This is a genomic window from Saccharothrix violaceirubra, assembly GCF_014203755.1.
In the GTDB taxonomy this organism is placed as follows: Bacteria; Actinomycetota; Actinomycetes; order Mycobacteriales; family Pseudonocardiaceae; genus Actinosynnema; species Actinosynnema violaceirubrum.
On sequence record NZ_JACHJS010000001.1, the window covers coordinates 747,858 to 766,909 of the forward strand.

Genomic DNA, 19,052 nt, shown 5'->3' on the forward strand with positions numbered 1-19,052 from the left:
CTAGCCTCGCGGCAGGGAGGAGAAACCGCCATGCCACAACAGCTTTCCGCCCAGGACCCCCTCGACCACGCCCGCGAGGCCGAACGCCTCGGGGTCGACCACCTCGTCGGCGACGACGTCCGGCTCGCCGCCGTCGCGGCCGTGACCACGAAGATCGGACTGGTCGTCGCCGTCGACCCGGACACCACGCAGCCGTACGAGGTCGCGCGCCGCGTCGCCACGCTCCACCACCTCAGCGGCGGACGTGCCGGCTGGCAGGTCGGGCCGTCCGAAGACCCCTTGCGGCGCAGGGAGTTCATCGAAGCGGTCCGTACCCTGTGGAACAGTTGGGACGCGGAAGACCTGCCCGCCGACCGCGACACCGGGACCTTCGTCCGGTCCGGCGCGGGCGAATTCGCCTACGAAGGCGCGCTTCTCACGCTCTCCGGCAGGTTCGTCACCCCGCGTCCCCCGCAGGGACACCCCGCACTGATCGAGGAGTCGGCATGAGCCCGATCCGGTTGGCGGTCGCGTTGGACGGTGCGGGCTGGCACCCGGCCGCCTGGCGGCTGCCCGAAGCGCGACCCGACGAGCTGTTCACCGCGCCCTACTGGATCGACCAGGTCCAGGCCGCCGAACGCGGCGGGATCGACTTCGTCACCATCGAGGACCAGTTCGGCGTCCAGTCGCCGCTCACCGGGCCGGACGGGCGCACCGACCGCGTGATCGGCCGCCTGGACGCCCTGCTCGTGGCGGCCCACGTCGCACCGCACACCCGGCACGTCGGTCTCGTGCCCACCGCGAACGCCACGCACACCGACCCCGCCGCGATCGCCGCCGCGTTCGCGGCGTTGGACCAGGTCAGCGGTGGTCGCTCCGGGTGGCGACCGCAGCTTTCCGCGCGGGAGAACGACGCGGCGCACTTCGGCCGGCGGCCGGCGGTCGCGCTCACCGCCGAGGACGTCGCGGGTGGGCCGTTGGCGATCTCGCTGCGGCTGCGGCCGTTGTTCGAGGAGGCGGCCGGGTTCCTGGAAGCGGTGCGCGGTGCGCACGACACGCTCGTGGCGCCGCTCGCGCACGCGCCGATTCCCTACGAGTTGGCCGCCAAGGGGGCCGACATCGTGTTCGTGACGCCGTTCTCGCTCGACGACGTCGGGCACGTGCTCGGTGAGGTGCGTGAAGCCGAGGCGAAGGTGCGCACGCGGTCCGAACCGTTGCGGGTGTACGCGGATCTGTTGGTGCACTTGGACGACACGCCGGGTGCGGCGGATCTGCGGCGTCGGCATCTCGACGGCCTCGACGGTGCCGAGGCCGACTCCGACGCGAAGATCGTCACCGGGACGCCGGGTGAGCTGGCCGACCTGCTCGTGGCCTGGCACTCGGCCGGGATCGCGGGGTTCCGGCTGCGGCCCGCGAGCGTGCCGCACGACCTGCACGCGATCGTCGACGGGCTGGTGCCGGAGCTGCGTCGGCGGGGCGTGGTGCCGGAGGCGTACGGCAGTGGGTCGTTGCGGGAGCGGGTGTTGTCGACCGGCGATTGACTCTGATCTGTCCACTATGTGTCCGCCGCCGCCGGAGACGGCCGTGCCATCCTGAAAGTGTGGGGTGCGGAGGTGGTGGAATGCGTGGGCGGTGGTTTTCCGTGTGCGGAGTACTACTGCGATGCGGATCGGCCTGCGCTGGAACCATGCGGGCCGGTCCGCTTCGATGATCGTGCGCGTGGACTTGCCGCGCTGTGGCGTGGCACCCGCTGTTCCTTCGTGATCGAGGCGTTCGCTCGTCGGTCGATTTCGCCTGCCCGGAGTTCGGCGGGGTGGCCGGGGGTGGTTCGTGGGTGTTCTCCGCTGTCGGGAATGGGCTCGGTCGTCGGTGGGCTCGGTCGTCGGTGGGGCGGATCGGGTGGTGGGGTGTCGGCTCCGCCGTCCGTGGCGGGGGCGGGTTCGGGGAATCGGGTCAAGCGGGGGGTGCGCTTGTCGATGGATCGCTCGGTGTCCCGCCGCCAGAGGGGAGTGGCGGGCGCCTCGCGGCCCTCGGCCCCGCCTCCGTGCCGGTCGGGTTCGTGAACGCGCGAGTTGTGCGTTCAGACACCGCGAAATGTGCGTTCAGGCACTTTCGTTCGGGTGGCCGACCGTGGTGGCTGTTGGTGTCCGCTCAAGGAAAGCCGGCCACGACGGTGGTCGTGGCCGGCTGTGCGCGGAGTGGTGGCCGGTCCCCCCGGATCGTCGGAAACCCTTCCGACGGCCGGGCGTGGGTCCTGGCACCGCGTACCCCCCAACGTGCGCCGGCGGTGGCGCAGGCGGTGTCGGTGGACCCCTACCCGGCTTGGCCTGCCCTGCTCCGCGCGTGACCGGTCACGGGCGGGTGGTCCGGGGTCGGCGTTCGGGCCTTCCCGTCCTCGACCGGTCGGCATGCGGGGTGGTGGGGCGACTTCGCGTCTGTCCTCCGGCGCGCGGTTCCGGTCCGTGTGGCGGTTCGGTGTCCGTGTTTCGCACCGTTGTCGCCTGCCGGTCGGAACGGGTTCCGGTCCCCCTCGATGCCCCCATGTGGTTCTCCTCCCCCTTGCGTCCTCGACATTAGTTACTTCTTCACGGGACGCTGAGGGGTGTTCGACCCACATTCAGAGATCTTCCAACCTGACCAGGCCGTCCTGGATCGCCCGTGCCACGAGGGCTGCCTTCGTGTGTGCGGGTCGGCCCGCGTCCGCGTATCTGATCCTGGCCCTGTCGATGTAGGTGTTCACGGTGCGCACGCTGATGTTCAGCTTGCGTGCCACCATCTCCTTCGACTCGCACGCGAACCAGTTGACCAGCACGTCCACCTCCCGCGCCGTCAGCCGGGGGCGGTCGGGGCGGTCGTCGGTGCCGAACGCGCGGGCCATCACGGGCGGTGTGTAGGGGAGGTCCTGGGCCGCCGCACGGATGGCCGGTACGAAGTGGGCCGGGCCCTCGGTTTTCGTCAGGTAGGCCGCCGCGCCGAGGTCCAGGCACGTCAGCACGGACTCGCGGTCCTCGCGCAGGGTGTAGACGACCACGCGGCGCCGTGCCGTCACGAGCCTGCGCAGGTCGCCGTACGCGGGAGTCGAGCCGGTCAGTTGGAGGTCGAACACGACGACGTCCGCGCCCAGGCCGGGTTCGGTCCAGGCCGCCGCCGGTGTGGGGCCGGAGCCGAGTACTTCGATCGGCGGGTCGGCCGCCGCGCACCATGCCTCGATGCCGGCGACGATGGCCGGGTGGTCGTCCACCACGACGACGCTGGTCACGGACGCCATGTCGCCTCCACCCACACCTGGCCGTCGTCGTCGAACCTGGTCACCCGCACGCCGGCGGCCGGGCGCTCCGCCACCTCGCCCGGGTCGGCGTCGGCCACCACGCTCACCGTCACCTCCTCCGGCGAACCGAGCACGGTCACGCGGGCACGGCCGCGGGCGGCGATCATGGTCCGCATGATCGGGTCCGTCAGCGCGCGCCGCACGTCGGCGGGCACGGTCGGGCCGTCGCCGCAGGTGCCGATGTAGACCGTGACGCCCCGGCGGTCGAGCAGGTCGGCGCACCCGCGCAGCTCGTGCAGCAGCGGGTCGGCGGCCTCGTCGTCCTCGGCGAACAGCCGCCGCATCCGGGCCGCCTCTACCAGGCACCGCCGTCGGGTCTCGGCGTCGACCGGGTGGCCGGTGGCGATCCGGGCCAGCAGCGGACCGGTCGTGTCGGCCAGGTCGGCGTAGCGGGCGCGTCGGTCGGCCTGGAGGCGTTCGGCGATCTCCTCGGCCGTGCGCCCGCGCGCGGTGGCCGCCGCCGTCTCCCGCGCCCGGTCCGCGATCCGCCGCAGCACCCGGACGGCGGCGACCACGGTCAGCTGCTCGGTCAGCACGAGCACGGTCACGACCGACCCGCGCACCGGGTCCTGGTCGTACCAGAGCAGTCTCAGGACGTCGACGGACGCGTGTGCCGACAGGAACACGGCCGCGGCGAGCGGGCTGCGGTCCATCAGCAGGGCCAGCGCGAACCAGCCGACCAGGCCGTAGGACCACTCGGCCTCGGACGCGAGCAACTCCACCGGCACACCCGCCACCGCCAGCCACGACGCGCCGTACACGGCCGCCAGCAGGGTGATCCGCAGCGGCCACCCCGGCTCCCACCGGGCCCACAGCACGCCGCACAGCACCACGGCCACCACGGTGATCACCGACACCGCCGCCCACTCCAGCGCGACGTGCGCGTACCGCGGCGTGTTGGCGAGCACCTCGGGGATGCCCAGGCCGATCAACGTCACCATGCCGACCAGCACCACGGCCAGCCGCAGCACACGGGTCAGCGCGGCGACCGTCAAACCATCCACAGTGGACTCAGGCACGCGGCCACTCAACGCGGACGACGGTGCCCGAGGCTCCGCTGTGGACCGCCGACCGCCCGCCGACCGCCCGCATCCGCTCGGTGATCGACCCGCTGATGCCGCGTCGCGCCTCGGGCACCGCGGTCACGTCGAACCCGCTCCCGGTGTCGCGGACCTCGACGGACACCACGCCGTCGGCGTCGGCGACCACGACCGACACCCGGTCGACGGCCGCGTGTCGGGCCGCGTTCGTCACCGCCTCACGGGTCGCGCGCGCCAACGCCACGGCCTGCGCGGCGGGCAGGTGCACCGCGGCCGGTGCCGTGGTGGCCACCGCGATCGGCGCGTGCCGGGCCACCTCGGCCAGCAGGCGCACCAGGTCGGTGTCGCCGTCCTCGGAGTACAGCCGGCCTTCCAGCACGTCGAGGTCGGCCGCCGCCCGTGCGGCCAGCCACGGCTCGTCGCCGCGCACCATGCCCAGCCCGACGCCGAGCACGGTCGCGGCGGCGGTGTCGTGCAGCGTCGCCAGGTGCTCGCGCTCGTCGGCCCGGCGCGCGGCGGCGAGCGCGGCCGACCGGCGGGCGTCCTCGGCCTCGGCGGCGGCCCGGTCGCCGACGCGGGCACCGGCCCGCACGAGTACGCACAGCGCGCGGGACAGGCCGCATTCGGCGAACGTCCACAGCCCGATCTGGAGGTCGCCCGGCCACACGCCGGTGCCGGTGTCGGCCAGGCCGGCACCGGTCAGGTACGCGGCGACCGCGACGGCCGTGACCGCGACCCCGGTGCCGATCCCGGTGTTCCACTGCGTCGCGACCACGGTGAACGACACGATCGCCAGCACCCAGTTCGTGCTGTCGTCCAACGCGGGCACGGGCACGGTGAACGGCTGCGACGCGCACAGCAGCACCAGCAGCACGGTGTCGCCCGGCACCGTCCACCGCGCGTCCGGACGCCTGGTCAGGACCACGTGCCACAGCAGTGCCGCCGCGACGACGGCGGCGACCGCACCCCTGGTCGCGGCCGGTGCCTGGACGATCCCGACCAGTCCCGCGCACGCGACCACGACGATCCGCCCGGTGAGGAGGTACCGCCGCCCGACCCGCAGGGCTTCCGCCTCGACCGCGCCCGTCATCCCACGATCGTCGCAAAGACGCGATCGCGTCGCCGCCGAAAACGGGTCCGTGTCGCGGGTTCACCCGAGCGGACCTCCGGGAAGTCCGTTCCCCCAAGGGTCTCCGGCGTCAGACCGGTTCGGTGGTCCGCGAGGACACGGTCCGGTGCGCGAACAGCACGCCGGTCAGCACGATCGCCCCGAACACGCCGTAGAGCCACCGCGAGGAGTTCGCGATGTCCGCCGCGTTCCCGTCGACGCCGGTCAGGTTGGTCACGGTGCCCGCGAGCGCCGCGCCCAACGACGTGGCGACCAGCTGCACGGTCGTCAGCGACGCGGCGGCCGTGTCCTGTTCCCGCGGGGTGTCGCCGGAGTTCATGGCGGTGGCGGTCATGTGCGGCCACGCGATGCCGACGCCCGAGCCCGTGACGAACAGCAGCACGGCCCACACCAGCACCAACGCCGCGGGCGCGGCCGACCACGACGTCAGTGACAAGCCGGTCAGGCCGAGCGCGGACACCAGCGGCGCCACGCCGACGAGCGCGCGGGCGCGACCGGTGAGTCCGGCGCTGACCATGGACCCGACCGTCCACCCGGCCGCGAGCGCCGCGCCGAGGAACCCGGCCGCCAGCGGGCCGAGACCGCCCAGGTGTCCGCCGAAGAACGGTACGAAGATCTCGGTGGTACTGGCCAGCACGAGGACGACCAGCGTGCCGTACAACGGGATCAGCGCCGAGCCGGACGTGAACGCCTTGCGCGGCAACACCCGAGGGGCCCTCGTGCGTTCACGGTGCACGAACACGCCCAGCAGGACGATCGCGCCGACCACGCCCGCGACGTTCACCAGCGCTTCGTGGGACAGGCTCGTCGCGCTGACCAGCAGCACGGCCGCCGCGATCAGCGCGAGGTTGGCGACGGGGACCGGGGTCGCGGTCCGCGTGCGGTCGTCCGGCATCGTCGAACGCAGCAGCAGCATCAGGCCCAGCGTGCACCCCGCGAGCACGCCGAACGCCGTACGCCACTGGCCGAGCTGCGCGAACGCACCGCCGAGCGCCGGTCCCACCAGCGTGCCCACACCCCACATGGCCGACAGCACGCCGGCCGCGCGCGTCCACAGGGCGGGCGGCAGCGTGGCGCCGATCATCGCGTAGGACAGGCCGACGAGCAGGCCGCCGCCCAGGCCCTGGACGGTGCGCCCGACCAGGAGCACGGCCATGTCCGGCGCGAGCGCGCAGACGAGCGTGCCGATGCCGAACGCGACGAACGCGAACCGGTACGAGCCGCGCGGGCCCAGGCGGGACAGGCAGCGGGGGACCAGGGCGGAGGAGACCACCGAGGCGAACATGAACAGCGTGGTGCTCCACGCGTAGTAGCGCAGGCCGCCGATGTCGGCCACGACCGACGGGAGCATGGCCGTGACCAGGTAGATGTTGATCGCGTGCAACGCCGTGCCGCCCGCGAGGACGGTCAGCACGGCGAGATGGGGCGGTCGTAGCAGCGCGCCCCAGGAACCGGTATTCATGGACACCTCGCATCCAGGATTGCGGACATTTCAATACGAGCCGGAACGGATCGTAACTTGACGCAGCTCGCGGGCGGTAGGTGACCGGGCGCACACGCTATGCTTGCTCGGTGGGACGGCGTGTGGTCGGCAGACCGAGGGACCCGGCGATCGACCGCGCGATCCTCGACGCCACCGTGGCCGTGTTGCGCGAGCACGGGTACACGGGGTTCAGCCTCGAAGCCGTGGTGAACCGCGCCGGCACCACGAAGCCGTCGGTGTCCCGGCGGTGGCCGCGCCGCCAGGAGCTGATCATCGCGGCCCTGGTGACCGTCGTGGTGACCCCGCCCGTGCCCGACAGCGGGTGCACGCGGTGCGACCTGATCTCGGGCGTGGAGCTGTTGGCGGCGGCCCTGCTGCGGCGGATGCCGCCGGGGGTGCTGGCGCCGCTGGTCGCGGACTGCGCGGCGGACCCGGAGTTGCACCGGCACCTGGTCGACTCGTTGATCAAGCCGGTGCGGGGCGCGGTGGCGGCGACCGTGCAGCGCGCCGTCGAGCGCGGGCACCTGCGCGCGGGCTACGACGCCGAGCTGGTCGTGGACCTGCTGGTGTCCGTGGTGTTCCAGGCGAGCGTGTTCGAGTCCCGGTTCACGGTGGACCTGGCGGCCAACTTCGTCGACATGATCCTGCAGGGCATCGCCGTCGACTTCGACGAGCTGGTGGAGATCAGCCGCCGCACCCCCAAACCCCACCGCCACGACACCTGATCCCGCGAGTCCTCCACTCGGACACCGTGAAATACGCGTTCGGACACCCACTTCCGGGTGATCTCCACGTGCGCGTCCTCCGGTCAAGCTGAACGGGCGCCCCGGTTCCCCGCCGGTCGGGGCACCGGGTGTGCCGGGTGCGCGGGCCGTCCGCCGCCGTTCGGGTGTGCGGTCCTGCCGGCCTTCGAGTCCGGCCCGAGTCCGGTCGGCGACGGTCGTGCGCGGCACCAACCCATCCGGGAGGTCGTTGTGCATCGCACACTCATCGTCGCGAGGGTCGACCCGCGCGACACCGACGCCGTCGCCGAGGTCTTCGCCGAGTCCGACGCCACCGCACTGCCCGCGCGCATCGGCGTGACCGGGCGGACGCTGTTCCGCTTCCACGGCCTGTACTTCCACCTCGTGGAGGCCGACGAGGACATCCGCCGCAACCTGTACGCGCACCGGGATTCCGCGCTGTACCAGGACGTCAACACCAAGCTGTCCCGGTTCGTGTCGCCCTACGACCCGGACTGGAAGGAACCCGCCGACGCCATGGCCACCCCGTTCTACCGGTGGACCGCCCAGGACGGACGGCTCCGGTGAACGCCCCGCGCAAGATCAACGCGACCGCCGTCGAACCCAACGTCCGCCGGGGCGGCGAGATCCGCGTGACGCTCAGCCCCCGCACGGTCGGCGCCTGCTCCGGCTTCGGCGGCGTGCTGGACCTCGCGCCCGGCGACCACGTCACCGAGCACTACCACCCGTACTCCGAGGAGTTCCTCCACGTGGTCACCGGCGAGCTGCGCCTGTGGCTCGACGGCGACCCCGTGGACCTCGGCGCCGACGACTCGCTGCTGGTCCCGATCGGCGTCCGCCACCGCCTGGTCAACGTCGGCACGGCACCCGCCCACGTGGTCTTCCACCTGTCGCCGCTCGCGCCCCGCCCCGAACTCGGCCACGTCGACACCGAGGCGCCCCGCGACGAGTCCCGGCCCAACGTGGACGTCGGCGGTGCGCCGTGACCGCCGTCGTCACCGGCATCGGCGTGGTCGCGCCGGGCGGCATCGGCCGCGAGCCGTTCTGGGACCTGCTCGTCGGGGGCCGCACGGCCACGCGCGCCATCACCCTGTTCGACGCCAAGGACTTCCGGTCGCGCATCGCCGCCGAGTGCGACTTCGACCCGGCCGACCACGGCCTGTCGCCCCGGGAGATCCGGCGCATGGACCGGGCGGCCCAGTTCGCGGTCGTCTCCGCGCGCGAGGCCGTCGAGGACAGCGGGCGGAGGATCGCCGATGTGCCACCGCATCGCATCGGCGTGAGCATCGGCAGCGCGGTCGGCTGCACGATGGCGCTGGAACGCGAGTACGTCGTGCTGTCCGACAAGGGGCGCGAGTGGCACATCGACCACGAGTACGCCGTGCCCCACCTGTACGGCCACATGGTGCCGAGCACGCTGGCCGTCGAGGTCGCCTGGCAGGCCGGCGCCGAGGGGCCGGTCGCGTTGATCTCCGACGGCTGCACGTCCGGCATCGACGCGATCGCGCACGGCGCCCGGATGATCACCGAGGGACGGGCCGACGTCGTGCTCGCGGGCGCGACCGACGCGCCGCTCTCGCCGATCACGTCCGCCTGCTTCGACGCCATCCGCGCCACGTCGCCGCGCAACGACGACGCCGAGCACGCCTCGCGCCCGTTCGACGCCGACCGCGACGGGTTCGTGCTCGGCGAAGGCGCGGCCGTGCTGGTGCTGGAGCACAAGGACGCGGCACAGGCCCGCGGTGCCCGGATCTACGGGGAGGTCCTGGGGTTCGCCGCGCGCAGCAACGCTTTCCACATGACCGGTCTCAAGCCCGACGGCCGGGAGATGGCCGAGGCGATCGACGCCGCGCTCGCCGAGGCCCGTCGTGACCCGCGTGCGGTCGACTACGTCAACGCGCACGGCTCGGGCACCAAGCAGAACGACCGACACGAGACGGCCGCGTTCAAGCGCAGCCTCGGCCACCACGCGTACCGGGTGCCGGTCAGCTCGATCAAGTCCATGGTCGGCCACTCGCTCGGCGCCATCGGCGCGATCGAGGTGGCCGCGTGCGCGCTCGCGCTGGACCGCCAGGTCGTGCCGCCCACGGCCAACCTGCGCACCCGCGACCCCGAGTGCGACCTGGACTACGTGCCGTCGACCGCGCGCGACCACCGGGTCGACACCGTGCTGTCGGTGGCGAGCGGGTTCGGCGGCTTCCAGAGCGCCATGGTGCTGGGGCGCGGCGATGGCTGACCTCGTCTTCACCGGCATCGGCGTGGTCGCGCCGACCGGCTCGACCGCCGAGGAGCACTGGGCGTCCGTCCTTAAAGGACAGAGCGGGATCACCCGGATCTCCCGGTTCGACGCGTCCGGCTACCCGGTCCGGTACGCGGGCCAGGTCGTCGACCCGCGCGTGGCGCAGGCCGTGCCCGGCCGGTTGGCGCCGCAGACCGACCGGTGGACGCACCTGGCCCTGGTGGCGGCCGACGAGGCGTTGCGCGACGCGGACGTGGACCCGAAGGCGGTGCCCGAGTACGAGATGGCCGTCGTCACGTCCAGCTCGTCCGGCGGCACGGAGTTCGGCCAGCGCGAGATCGAACGCCTCTGGCGCGACGGGCCCGACCACGTCGGCGCCTACCAGTCGATCGCCTGGTTCTACGCGGCCACGACCGGTCAGTTGTCGATCCGGCACGGCATGCGCGGCCCGTGCGCGGTGCTCGCGGCCGAGCAGGCGGGCGGGCTCGACGTGCTCGACCACGCCCGCCGCCTGACCCGCTCGGGCTGCCGGCTGGTGCTCACCGGCGGCACGGACGCGTCCCTGTCGCCGTACGGCCTGGTCGCCCAGCTACCCACCGGACTTCTGTCCACTGTGGACGACGGTGCGTACCGGCCGTTCGACGTGGCCGCGTCCGGCCATCTGCCCGGCGAGGGCGGCGCGATCCTGGTCGCCGAGGAGGCGTCGGCGGCCCGGGACCGCGGCCACGACCGGCCGTACGGCGTCCTGCGCGGCCACGCCGCCGGGTTCGACCCGCCGCCCGGCTCGAACCGCCCGCCCGTGCTCGAACGCGTGCTGCGCGCGGCGCTGTCCGACGCGGGGGTGTGGCCGTCGGAGGTGGACGTGGTCTTCGCCGACGCGCAGGGCACGCCCGCCGCGGACCTGGCCGAGGCGCGGGCGATCGGCGCCGTGTTCGGCGCGCACGGTGTGCCGGTGACCGCGCCGAAGACGTTGACCGGGCGGTTGTACGGCGGCGGTGCCGCGCTGGACGTGGCCACCGCCCTGATGTCCCTGCGGTACGGGGTCGTGCCGCACACGGCGGGGGTCGAGCGGCCCGTGCCCGCCTACGACCTCGACCTGGTGCTCGACCGGCCGCGCGAAAGACCCGTGCGGACCGCCGTGGTGCTCGCCCGGGGGTACGGCGGGTTCACCTCGGCGGTCGTGCTCGGCGCGGCCTGACACGCAGACAGTCCTGGTAGGGGGAGGAAACAGGGGATGACCGAGTTCGCATTGCGGGATCTCACCCGCATCCTGAAGTCGTGCGCGGGGGTCGACGACGCGGTCGACCTGGACGGCCCGGTCGCCGACACGGCGTTCGAGGACCTGGGGTACGACTCGCTGGCGCTGTTCGAACTCGTCGGCCGGGTGCGCCGCGAGTACGGCGTCGAGCTGCCCGACGAGGCGGTCGCCGAGATGGCCACGCCCCGCGCGGCCGTCGACTACATCGCCCGGCACCTGGAGCCGGTGGGGGACAAGCGGTGATCGGGCACACCGACAACTCGATCCTGATCGACGCGCCGCTCGCGCTCGTGTGGTCGGCGACCAACGACGTCGCGAACTGGCCGGAGTTGTTCAGCGAGTACGCGTCCGCCGAGATACTGTCCGAAGTGGACGGTACGACCACGTTCCGGCTCACGCTGCACCCCGACGACGAGGGTCGCGTGTGGAGCTGGGTGTCCGAGCGCACGCCCGACCCGGTGACCAGGACCGTGCGGGCCCGGCGGGTCGAGCCCGGCGTCTTCGAGTTCATGGAGATCACCTGGGAGTACCGCGAGGTGGCGGGCGGCGTGCTGCTGCGCTGGGTGCAGGACTTCCGGGTCCGGCCCGACGCGCCGATCGACGACGAGGCCATGACCGAGCGCATCAACCGGAACACGGTGACGCAGATGGGACTGATCAAGGAACGGATCGAGGCCGGCGCGGGCCCGCTGCCCGCCGATTTCGGGTTGGCCGGCCGCCGGGTGCTGGTGACCGGCGGCACGCGCGGCATCGGGCGCGGCATCGTGCGCATGCTTGCCCGCGCGGGTGCCGACGTGCTGACCTGCTACCGCGACGACGAGGCCGCCGCGCGGTCGTTGGAGCGCGAGCTGAAGGGGCTGCCCGGCACCCATCACGTGGTGCGCGCGGACCTGTCGAAGGTGGAGGACGTCGAACGGCTCGTCGACGAGTGCGAGGTCCGGTTCGGCGTGCTCGACGCCGTGGTGAACAACGCGGGCGTGATCAGTCACCTGCCGTACCGGGAACTGCCGGTGCGGGAGTGGCAGCGGATCATCGACGTGAACCTGACCGCGGCCCACCTGGTCACGCAGCACACGTTGCCGCTGCTCTCGCCCGGCGCGTCCGTCGTGTTCATCGGGTCCAAGGTGGCCGAGGTGGGCGTGCCGCTGCGGGCGCACTACACGGCGTCGAAGGCCGCGGTCGTGGGCCTCGCGCTGTCGTTGGCCAAGGAACTCGGGCCGCAGGGCGTGCGGGTCAACGTGGTGGCACCGGGCGTGATCGAGACCGAGGTGCTGCACGCCATGCCGCGCGACGCGCGCGACGGGCTCCGCGCGCGGTACCGGGAGAAGACCGCGCTGGGCCGGCTCGGCGAACCCGACGAGGTGGGCGGCGCGGTGCTGTTCCTGGTCTCGCCGCTGTCGAGCTACGTGACCGGCGAGGTGCTGCACGTCGGCGGGGGGATCTCCTGATGGTGTTCCGGGTGCAGTTGCGCATGGAGATCAAGCCCGGCCACGAGGCCGACTTCGAACGCGTGTGGCGCGAGATCGGCGACGCGGTGACCGGCCACCCGGCCAACCTCGGCCAGTGGCTCGCGCGCAGCCTGGAGGAGCCGGGCATCTACTACATCACCAGCGACTGGGTGGACGAGCCGCGGTTCCGGGACTTCGAGACCAGCGAGGGGCACCTGCGGCACCGCACCCGGCTGCACCCGTTCCGGTCCGGTGGGTCGATGACGACCATGACCGTGGTGGCCGCGCTCGGCGGGGGTCGGTCACGGAGTGGTCGGTGATCGGCTCGGTCCGGGTGTTCGTGTACTACCGCGGCACGGACGGTGACGCCGTCCGTGCCGCGTACCGGGAGGCGAGCGCGGCGCTGCGCGGCGTGCCGGGATTGATCTCCCACGAACTCCTGGAATCGGCACAAGATCCGACGGCATTCGTCGTGGCCAGCAGTTGGACCGACTTCGAAGCATTCGGCGCGTGGGAACGCGGAAATGACCACCGGGCGGCGACCGCGCCGCTGCGGAAGTTCCGGGACGGACGACTTGAGGTTCCATTCGCGGTGTACCGGGTGGATCGTCCGGATGGAGGCGGGTACTGACCCCGGATTGTCCGGTGGTGCGCGCGTGCCTGGTGACTACCCATCGTCACCAGGCACGCGAGACTTTTTCCGATCAGGGATCGGCGGGGCGGATTCGCCGGTGATTCATTTCGACGGGCGCGTCGCGATCTCACCGAAACCCGATCGGATTCGCTAGGCTGGGTCGGCGGTTCGGCATTGATCGAGGGGGATCAATTGCGCGACCTGCGGCTTCTCCGACGCGCTCGCGGGGGCGATCGCGTCGGCCGGGGAAGCCGTCATGGGCGCCACCGCGAAGTGCTGATCGACTAGGGGGAACACGCATGCGCGTGGACGTACTGGGGCCTTTCCGCGTTTCTCATCACGGCGTCGTCGTGACGCCCACGGCACCGAAGCTGCGCCAGGTCATGGCGGTGCTCGCGGTGTCGGCCAACCGGCTCATCCGCACCGACCAACTCATCGACGAACTGTGGCCGGAACGACCACCGGCCAGCGCGATGACCACCTTGCAGACCTACGTGTACCAGTTGCGCAAGTTCATGCGACTGGGCAACCCGGGCGACGGCGGTCCACGCGAGGAGGCCGTCGCGCTCACCACCCAGCCCAGCGGCTACCTGCTGCGCCTGCCCGACGACGCGGTGGACGCGGTCGAGTTCACCGGGCTCGCCCGGCTCGGCCGCGCCGGACTCGCCGCCGACCGGGTCGACGAGGCCGCCGCCGTGCTGCGCCGGGCGCTGGACCTGTGGCGCGGACCCGCGTTCGCCGACGTGCCCGCGGGCCCGCTGCTGCGCTCGGAGATCGTGCGCCTGGAGGAGTTGCGCAAGAGCGCGGTCGAGGTGCGGGTCGACGCCGACCTCAAGCTCGGCCGCCACCACGACGTCATCGGCGAGCTGACCAACCTGGTGGCCGCCGAACCCACGCACGAGGGCTTCCAGGGCCGGCTCATGCTCGCGCTGTACCTGGCGGGCCGCCGGTCCGACGCGTTGCGCGTCTACCAGAACACGCGCGACAGCCTGTCCGCCGAGCTGGGCCTGGAACCGTCGGCCGAACTGCGCCGCCTCCAGCGGCGCGTCCTCGACGCCGACGGTTCGCTCGAATCGTCGTTCCTGCGCCCGACGACGCGGGCCGCCGCGGTCGAGCCGCCCGCCCAGCTCCCGCCGACCGTGTCCGGGCTCATCGGCCGGGAACGCGAACTCGGCGAGGTGCGCGACGTGCTGGTCAGGCGGCGGCCCGGCGGTGTCGCGCCGGTCGTCGTGGTCACCGGCCCGCCGGGCGCGGGCGGCACGGCGTTGGGCCTGCACGCGGCGCACCTGCTGTGCGAGACCTATCCCGACGGACAGTTGTACGCCCGGCTGGGCGACGTCGGTCCGGCCGAGGTGCTGGCCGCGTTCCTGCGCGGCGCCTGCCACCGCGAACTGCCCGACGACCTCAAGGAGCGCAGCGACCTGTTCCGCAGCTGGACCGCACGACGACGGGTGCTGGTCGTGCTGGACGACGTGGTCGACACCGACCAGCTCACCCACCTGCTGCCCGCCGGGTCCGGCTGCGCCACGATCGTGACGTCACGGCGGCGCATCCACAGCGCGGCGGTGAGCCGGGTCGTCGACCTCGCGCCGCTGGCCGACCCGGACGCGCTGGCCCTGCTGGTGCGCGAACTCGGCAGCCCCCGGGTCCGCCGGGAGTTGGCCGACGCGCGCCGGCTCGTCGAGTTCTGCGGCGGTCTCCCGCTGGCGTTGCGCGCGGCGGCGGCCGTGCTGCGGGTGCGCGCGCACTGGCCGCTGGCCCGGCTGTTGCGCGAGGACAAGCCGGCGGTGTGGACCGGGCTCGGCGAGTCCGTCGGCACCACGTGCGACCTGCTGGCCGACGCCGTGCGCACCGCGTTCCACACGCTCGCGCCCGCGGCGGCCGTGCCGCTGACGCCGACGGCCGCGGCGGCCGTGCTCGGCACGTCGCCGGGCGTGGCCGAGGAGGTGCTGGAATCCCTGGTGGAGCACCACCTCGCGGAGGTCGTGACCATCGGGCCCGACCAGTTCCACTACCGCGTGCCGCGTCCGGTGCGCCTGGCCGTGCGCGGCTGCGTGCGTCCGGTCCGGCCCGCGCCGGACGTGCGGAAGTTCGCGTGAGCGCCCCGGCACTGCCGGGCGTCGAGGTCCGACCGGGTTGGTTCCGCGTGCTGTTCCTGGTCGACGTGTGGGAGCGGTTCAGCTTCTACGGCATGCTCGCGATCCTCACGCTGTACCTGACGGCACCCGTCGAGCGGGGCGGGCTCGGGCTCACGCCGGGTGCGGCGGCGGCCGGGTTCGGCACGTACCTGGCGTTGAGCTTCATGGCCGCGGTGCCCGGCGGCTGGATCGCCGACCGGGTGCTCGGCCAACGCCGGGCCGTCCTCGTGGGCGGGATCGTGATCGCCTGCGGGCACCTCGTGCTGGCGTTGCCCACGGGCACGGCGGGCCTGGGCCTGGTGGTCGTCGGCACGGGGCTGGTGAAGCCCGCGATCGCGGCGATGATCGGGCAGCACCACCGGTCCTCCAGCGGTCGGCGCGAGGCCGCGATGTCGGTGTTCTACATGAGCGTCCAGGTCAGCGCGTTGATCGCGCCGCTGATCACGGGACTGCTCGCGCACCGGGTCGGGTGGCACGCGGCGTTCGGCGTCGCGGCGCTGGGCATGGGGATCGGGGTGGTCGGGTACGCGCGCTCGATGCACCGGCTGGGCGACGTCGGAGCGCCGCCCGCCCGGCGGGTCGACGTGACCCGGCAGCGGGTACTCCTCGCGGTCGTGTGCGCGGTGGCGGTCGTCGGTGTCGTGGCGGCCGGGTTCACCGTCCCGTGGGTGGTGGCCGTGGTCGGTGTCGTGGCGCTGGTGCTGCCGTTCGTGGTGGTCCGGCTGTTGCGCGTGCGGACCGGTCGGTCGTTGCGCCCGTTGGTGGTGCTGATGTGCGCGGCGGCGGTGTTCTGGGGGCTGTTCGCCCAGGGTGGTGCGCTGCTGACGTTGTTCGCGCGGGACCGCACCGACCGGGTCGTGCTCGGGTTCGACGTGCCCACCGGGTGGTTCCAGTCGTTGCCGCCGCTGTTCCTGCTGCTGGGAGCGCCCGTGGCGGCGTGGCTGTGGTTGCGGGTGCGCGGGAGACCCGAGGCGAAGGCCGCCGCCGGGCTGGTGCTGGCCGGTGCGGCGTTCCTGATCATGGCGTGGGCCGGTCGGTCCGCTGTGGACGGTCCGGTCGCGCCGTGGTGGCTGGTGGCGGTGTACCTGCTGCTGGCGTGCGGCGAGTTGGCGATCGGGCCGATCGTGCTCAGCGCGGCGGCGGGCACCGCACCCGCGGGGTACGAGGGCCGGTTCGTGGGGTTGAGCTGGCTGTTCGTGGCGGCGGGCGTGGTCGTGGCCGCGCAGGTCGCCCGGATCGTCGACGTCGTGCCCGATTCCCTGTACTTCCTGGGTTTCGGCGCGGTGGCCACCGTCTTCGGCCTCGTCCTCTTCCGCCCCTGAACCCGCGAGTCATACGTTCGGACACCGCGAGTCATACGTTCAGACACCGCGAGTCGTGCGTTCAGGCACCGACCGGACGTCGTCGTCCGGTCGGTGCCCTCACGACTGCCCGGCGCGCGCCACCGACAGCATGGTGGCCAGGTCGCCCACGCTCACCCGCGGCCGGCCGTGCACCCGACCCAGGTCGATCTCGTGGGCGTCCAGCCGCAACCACCCCGCCCACGTCACGTACCGCACGTTGCGCTTGTGCAGCAACACGGGCACGGTCGACGCCCCGACCTGGAACGGCACCGGGAACCCCGCCGCGTCGGCCAGCACCGCCCGCACGGTCGCCGCCGCGTCGGCCCGGTTCGTGCCGATCACGCCGCCGGGCCCGCGCTTGATCCACCCGGCCGCGTACAGCCGCGGCACGACCACGCCCGTCGCGTCCACCACCCGGCCACCGCGGTTGCGGATCGTGCCGGTGACCTCGTCGTGCGGCACGCCCGGCAACGGCCGACCCCGGTACCCGATCGCCCGCACCACCGCCCCGGCGGGCAGATCGGACCGCACGCCCGCGCGCTCCACGCCCAACCGCGACCCGACCACCTCGACCGGCCGCCGGTGGAACAACAGGTGCACGCGCCGAGGCGCACCGGACAGCGGACGCGACGACCACTCCCGCAGCAGCTCCCACACCGACCGACCGCGCCCGCGGACCTGGTCCCCGTCCGACAGGTCCGCCGGGTCGACGACCACGTCCACGTCGTCAAGCCGGCCCAGCTCCGTCAGCTCCGGCAGCGTGAACCGGGCGTGCGCGGGTCCCCGTCGCGCGATCACCCGCACGTCGGTGACGTTCCCGTCGGCCAGCGACTTCAGCACGTCCTCGGGCACGTCGCCGGACGCGAGCCGGTCCGGCCCGCCGACCAGGACCCGCGCCACGTCCAGCGCCACGTTGCCCGCACCGACCACGGCCACGTCCCGCGCCGCCAGGACCCGCCGGGGGAACGCGTCGTCGGCGTGCGGGTGGGCGTTGTACCAGGACACCAGCCGCCCGGCCGAGCCGACGCCGGGCAGGTCCTCGCCCGGGATGCCCAGCCTCGGCTCGTCGTCCGCGCCCACCGCGAACACCACGGCGTGGTAGCACGCCAGCAGGTCGCGCAGTCCGATGTCGAGCCCGAACGTCACGTTGCCGAAGAACCGCACCGCCGGGTCGCCGAGCGTGCGGCCCAGCACGGTCGAGATCCGCTTGGTGCGCGGGTGGTCCGGTGCCACGCCGTACCGGACCAGCCCGTACGGCGCGGGCAGCCGGTCGAACACGTCGACCGCGCAGTCCGGTGCGCCGGCCAGCAGTTCCTGCGCCGAGTACACCCCGGCGGGCCCGGCGCCGACGACCGCGAACCTCACGGCGCCGCCAACCCGAACCGGCCGTACGCGTCGGCCACCACCGCCGGGTCGTCGACCTCGGACTCGTGCAGGATCGCGTCCACCGGGCACACGTCCACGCACGCGCCGCAGTCCACGCACTCCACCGGGTCGATCACGACCTGCTCGCCGATGTCGAGGATGCAGTCCACCGGGCAGACCGTCATGCACGACGTCTCCTTCGTGCCCACGCACCGGCTCGTCACGACGTACGTCATCGCGCGCTCACCGCCTCGCGCCGGCGCTGCTGCGCCCGACGGCCCCAACCCGTGCGGTTCCAGGGCTTCACGACCGAGAGCAGCGTCGTCACGATCAGCACGACCATCATCACGACCGAGCCCGCGATCACGCTCTCGGCCAGCCGCCCGATGTCCGCGTCCAGGTCGTGCTCGGTGGCGGCCAACGCCGACTTCACGTTCTGCGCCACGTACACGTAGGCGAACACCATGGCGCCGATGGTGAGCAGCAGCTTGGTCACGACCCACCAGTGGTGCAGCACGCGCCACTTCGTGTACAGGCCGAGGACCAGACCCGTGATCAACGCGCCGAGGCTGCCCGGGATCATGATCACCGTGTCGGCGATGTGCATCATCTCGTAGGCGGCCGGGCGCAGTTCCCGGCCGACGTTGGTCAGCGCGACCACGCCCATCATCAGCATGGCCCACGCGCCGCCGAACCAGCCGACGGACACCACGACGTGCGCGATCAGCCACGCCTTGCGCGTGCCCGGCTTCATCTGCCAGGTCAGGGACCGACGGCGGGGTCTGTCACCCGCACGTGTCCGTTGGGGAGTCATCACCGTCTCCTGCATGGTCACCAGTGCAGCGGGTCACCGGCGTGGGCGAATCACGGCGCACTGCCAAGCCGGGGTATAGCCCGCTCTACTGCGCCGGGTCCCGGAAGGCTC

General features: G+C 73.0%; 19 protein-coding genes and 1 pseudogene. 13 read left to right on the forward strand and 7 right to left on the reverse strand.

Annotated elements, in window-relative coordinates:
* Nucleotides 1-9: 9 nt before the first annotated feature.
* Both F4559_RS03670 and F4559_RS03675 read left to right on the forward strand, forming a co-directional pair.
* Nucleotides 10-489: pseudogene (locus F4559_RS03670) on the forward strand (LLM class flavin-dependent oxidoreductase); the annotation flags it as partial.
* Entirely contained in the window at nucleotides 486-1,520 is a 1,035-nt protein-coding gene (locus F4559_RS03675) for an LLM class flavin-dependent oxidoreductase (protein WP_184666161.1), read from the forward strand. The pseudogene F4559_RS03670 and the gene F4559_RS03675, both read left to right, overlap by 4 nt.
* Before the next feature lie 1,076 nt (nucleotides 1,521-2,596).
* Here F4559_RS03675 and F4559_RS03680 read toward each other — a convergent pair.
* The 4 genes from F4559_RS03680 to F4559_RS03695 all read right to left on the reverse strand — a co-directional run bounded on the left by F4559_RS03680 (nucleotide 2,597) and on the right by F4559_RS03695 (nucleotide 6,938).
* Nucleotides 2,597-3,247, reverse strand: coding sequence for a response regulator (locus F4559_RS03680; protein ID WP_184666162.1), 651 nt, complete (start codon nucleotides 3,245-3,247; stop codon nucleotides 2,597-2,599).
* Nucleotides 3,235-4,326 carry a hypothetical protein gene (locus F4559_RS03685; protein ID WP_184666163.1) on the reverse strand — a complete coding sequence of 364 codons (1,092 nt, stop codon included), beginning with the start codon at nucleotides 4,324-4,326 and terminating at the stop codon, nucleotides 3,235-3,237. Before F4559_RS03685 ends, F4559_RS03680 begins: the two co-directional genes overlap by 13 nt.
* A complete protein-coding gene (locus tag F4559_RS03690) occupies nucleotides 4,319-5,437 on the reverse strand; it encodes a sensor histidine kinase (RefSeq protein WP_184666164.1) in 1,119 nt (372 codons plus the stop codon). The genes F4559_RS03685 and F4559_RS03690 overlap by 8 nt, the downstream gene beginning before the upstream one ends.
* 109 nt (nucleotides 5,438-5,546) lie before the next feature.
* Complete coding sequence (locus F4559_RS03695; protein ID WP_184666165.1) at nucleotides 5,547-6,938, reverse strand: MFS transporter; 1,392 nt, start codon at nucleotides 6,936-6,938, stop codon at nucleotides 5,547-5,549.
* A gap of 110 nt (nucleotides 6,939-7,048) precedes the next feature.
* Between F4559_RS03695 and F4559_RS03700 the strand changes: the two genes are divergently transcribed.
* The 11 genes from F4559_RS03700 to F4559_RS03750 all read left to right on the forward strand — a co-directional run bounded on the left by F4559_RS03700 (nucleotide 7,049) and on the right by F4559_RS03750 (nucleotide 16,741).
* The gene (locus F4559_RS03700) at nucleotides 7,049-7,684 is read left to right on the forward strand and encodes a TetR/AcrR family transcriptional regulator (protein WP_184666166.1); all 636 of its coding nucleotides are present in this window, start codon (nucleotides 7,049-7,051) and stop codon (nucleotides 7,682-7,684) included.
* A 249-nt stretch (nucleotides 7,685-7,933) separates the two neighbouring features.
* Nucleotides 7,934-8,269, forward strand: a complete 336-nt coding sequence (locus F4559_RS03705; RefSeq protein ID WP_184666167.1) for a TcmI family type II polyketide cyclase — start codon at nucleotides 7,934-7,936, stop codon at nucleotides 8,267-8,269.
* Entirely contained in the window at nucleotides 8,266-8,688 is a 423-nt protein-coding gene (locus tag F4559_RS03710; RefSeq protein ID WP_184666168.1) for a cupin domain-containing protein, read from the forward strand. Before F4559_RS03705 ends, F4559_RS03710 begins: the two co-directional genes overlap by 4 nt.
* The gene (locus F4559_RS03715; protein WP_184666169.1) at nucleotides 8,685-9,938 is read left to right on the forward strand and encodes a beta-ketoacyl-[acyl-carrier-protein] synthase family protein; all 1,254 of its coding nucleotides are present in this window, start codon (nucleotides 8,685-8,687) and stop codon (nucleotides 9,936-9,938) included. Before F4559_RS03710 ends, F4559_RS03715 begins: the two co-directional genes overlap by 4 nt.
* Complete coding sequence (locus tag F4559_RS03720) at nucleotides 9,931-11,139, forward strand: ketosynthase chain-length factor (RefSeq protein WP_184666170.1); 1,209 nt, start codon at nucleotides 9,931-9,933, stop codon at nucleotides 11,137-11,139. Before F4559_RS03715 ends, F4559_RS03720 begins: the two co-directional genes overlap by 8 nt.
* Before the next feature lie 36 nt (nucleotides 11,140-11,175).
* The gene (locus tag F4559_RS03725) at nucleotides 11,176-11,442 is read left to right on the forward strand and encodes an acyl carrier protein (protein WP_184666171.1); all 267 of its coding nucleotides are present in this window, start codon (nucleotides 11,176-11,178) and stop codon (nucleotides 11,440-11,442) included.
* Nucleotides 11,439-12,647, forward strand: a complete 1,209-nt coding sequence (locus F4559_RS36195; RefSeq protein ID WP_312865468.1) for an SDR family oxidoreductase — start codon at nucleotides 11,439-11,441, stop codon at nucleotides 12,645-12,647. Before F4559_RS03725 ends, F4559_RS36195 begins: the two co-directional genes overlap by 4 nt.
* Entirely contained in the window at nucleotides 12,647-12,967 is a 321-nt protein-coding gene (locus F4559_RS03735) for an antibiotic biosynthesis monooxygenase family protein (protein WP_184666172.1), read from the forward strand. Before F4559_RS36195 ends, F4559_RS03735 begins: the two co-directional genes overlap by 1 nt.
* Complete coding sequence (locus F4559_RS03740) at nucleotides 12,964-13,278, forward strand: antibiotic biosynthesis monooxygenase family protein (protein WP_184666173.1); 315 nt, start codon at nucleotides 12,964-12,966, stop codon at nucleotides 13,276-13,278. Before F4559_RS03735 ends, F4559_RS03740 begins: the two co-directional genes overlap by 4 nt.
* Nucleotides 13,279-13,580: 302 nt before the next feature.
* The gene (locus tag F4559_RS03745) at nucleotides 13,581-15,380 is read left to right on the forward strand and encodes an AfsR/SARP family transcriptional regulator (protein ID WP_184666174.1); all 1,800 of its coding nucleotides are present in this window, start codon (nucleotides 13,581-13,583) and stop codon (nucleotides 15,378-15,380) included.
* Nucleotides 15,377-16,741 (forward strand): peptide MFS transporter, encoded by a 1,365-nt coding sequence (locus F4559_RS03750; protein ID WP_184666175.1) that lies wholly within the window; start codon nucleotides 15,377-15,379, stop codon nucleotides 16,739-16,741. Before F4559_RS03745 ends, F4559_RS03750 begins: the two co-directional genes overlap by 4 nt.
* A gap of 99 nt (nucleotides 16,742-16,840) precedes the next feature.
* Here the strand turns inward: F4559_RS03750 and F4559_RS03755 are convergent, their stop codons facing one another.
* Genes F4559_RS03755 through F4559_RS03765 form a run of 3 tightly spaced genes read right to left on the reverse strand, consistent with a single transcriptional unit; the run spans nucleotide 16,841 to nucleotide 18,941 of the window.
* Nucleotides 16,841-18,127 (reverse strand): FAD-dependent oxidoreductase, encoded by a 1,287-nt coding sequence (locus tag F4559_RS03755; RefSeq protein ID WP_184666176.1) that lies wholly within the window; start codon nucleotides 18,125-18,127, stop codon nucleotides 16,841-16,843.
* Entirely contained in the window at nucleotides 18,124-18,363 is a 240-nt protein-coding gene (locus tag F4559_RS03760; RefSeq protein WP_184666177.1) for a ferredoxin family protein, read from the reverse strand. The genes F4559_RS03755 and F4559_RS03760 overlap by 4 nt, the downstream gene beginning before the upstream one ends.
* On the reverse strand, nucleotides 18,360-18,941 hold the full coding sequence (locus F4559_RS03765) for a DUF2269 family protein (protein ID WP_184666178.1): 582 nt from the start codon (nucleotides 18,939-18,941) through the stop codon (nucleotides 18,360-18,362). The genes F4559_RS03760 and F4559_RS03765 overlap by 4 nt, the downstream gene beginning before the upstream one ends.
* Nucleotides 18,942-19,052: the final 111 nt, after the last annotated feature.

What these genes read in the sequence shown, in the direction of transcription:
- F4559_RS03680 (WP_184666162.1), bottom strand. Translation starts at nt 3,247, where the DNA reads ATGGCGTCCGTGACCAGCGTCGTCGTGGTGGACGACCACCCGGCCATC.
- F4559_RS03765 (WP_184666178.1), bottom strand. Translation starts at nt 18,941, where the DNA reads ATGACTCCCCAACGGACACGTGCGGGTGACAGACCCCGCCGTCGGTCC.
- F4559_RS03745 (WP_184666174.1), top strand. Translation starts at nt 13,581, where the DNA reads ATGCGCGTGGACGTACTGGGGCCTTTCCGCGTTTCTCATCACGGCGTC.
- F4559_RS03690 (WP_184666164.1), bottom strand. Translation starts at nt 5,437, where the DNA reads ATGACGGGCGCGGTCGAGGCGGAAGCCCTGCGGGTCGGGCGGCGGTAC.
- F4559_RS03675 (WP_184666161.1), top strand. Translation starts at nt 486, where the DNA reads ATGAGCCCGATCCGGTTGGCGGTCGCGTTGGACGGTGCGGGCTGGCAC.
- F4559_RS03725 (WP_184666171.1), top strand. Translation starts at nt 11,176, where the DNA reads ATGACCGAGTTCGCATTGCGGGATCTCACCCGCATCCTGAAGTCGTGC.
- F4559_RS03760 (WP_184666177.1), bottom strand. Translation starts at nt 18,363, where the DNA reads ATGACGTACGTCGTGACGAGCCGGTGCGTGGGCACGAAGGAGACGTCG.
- F4559_RS03735 (WP_184666172.1), top strand. Translation starts at nt 12,647, where the DNA reads ATGGTGTTCCGGGTGCAGTTGCGCATGGAGATCAAGCCCGGCCACGAG.
- F4559_RS03695 (WP_184666165.1), bottom strand. Translation starts at nt 6,938, where the DNA reads ATGAATACCGGTTCCTGGGGCGCGCTGCTACGACCGCCCCATCTCGCC.
- F4559_RS03720 (WP_184666170.1), top strand. Translation starts at nt 9,931, where the DNA reads ATGGCTGACCTCGTCTTCACCGGCATCGGCGTGGTCGCGCCGACCGGC.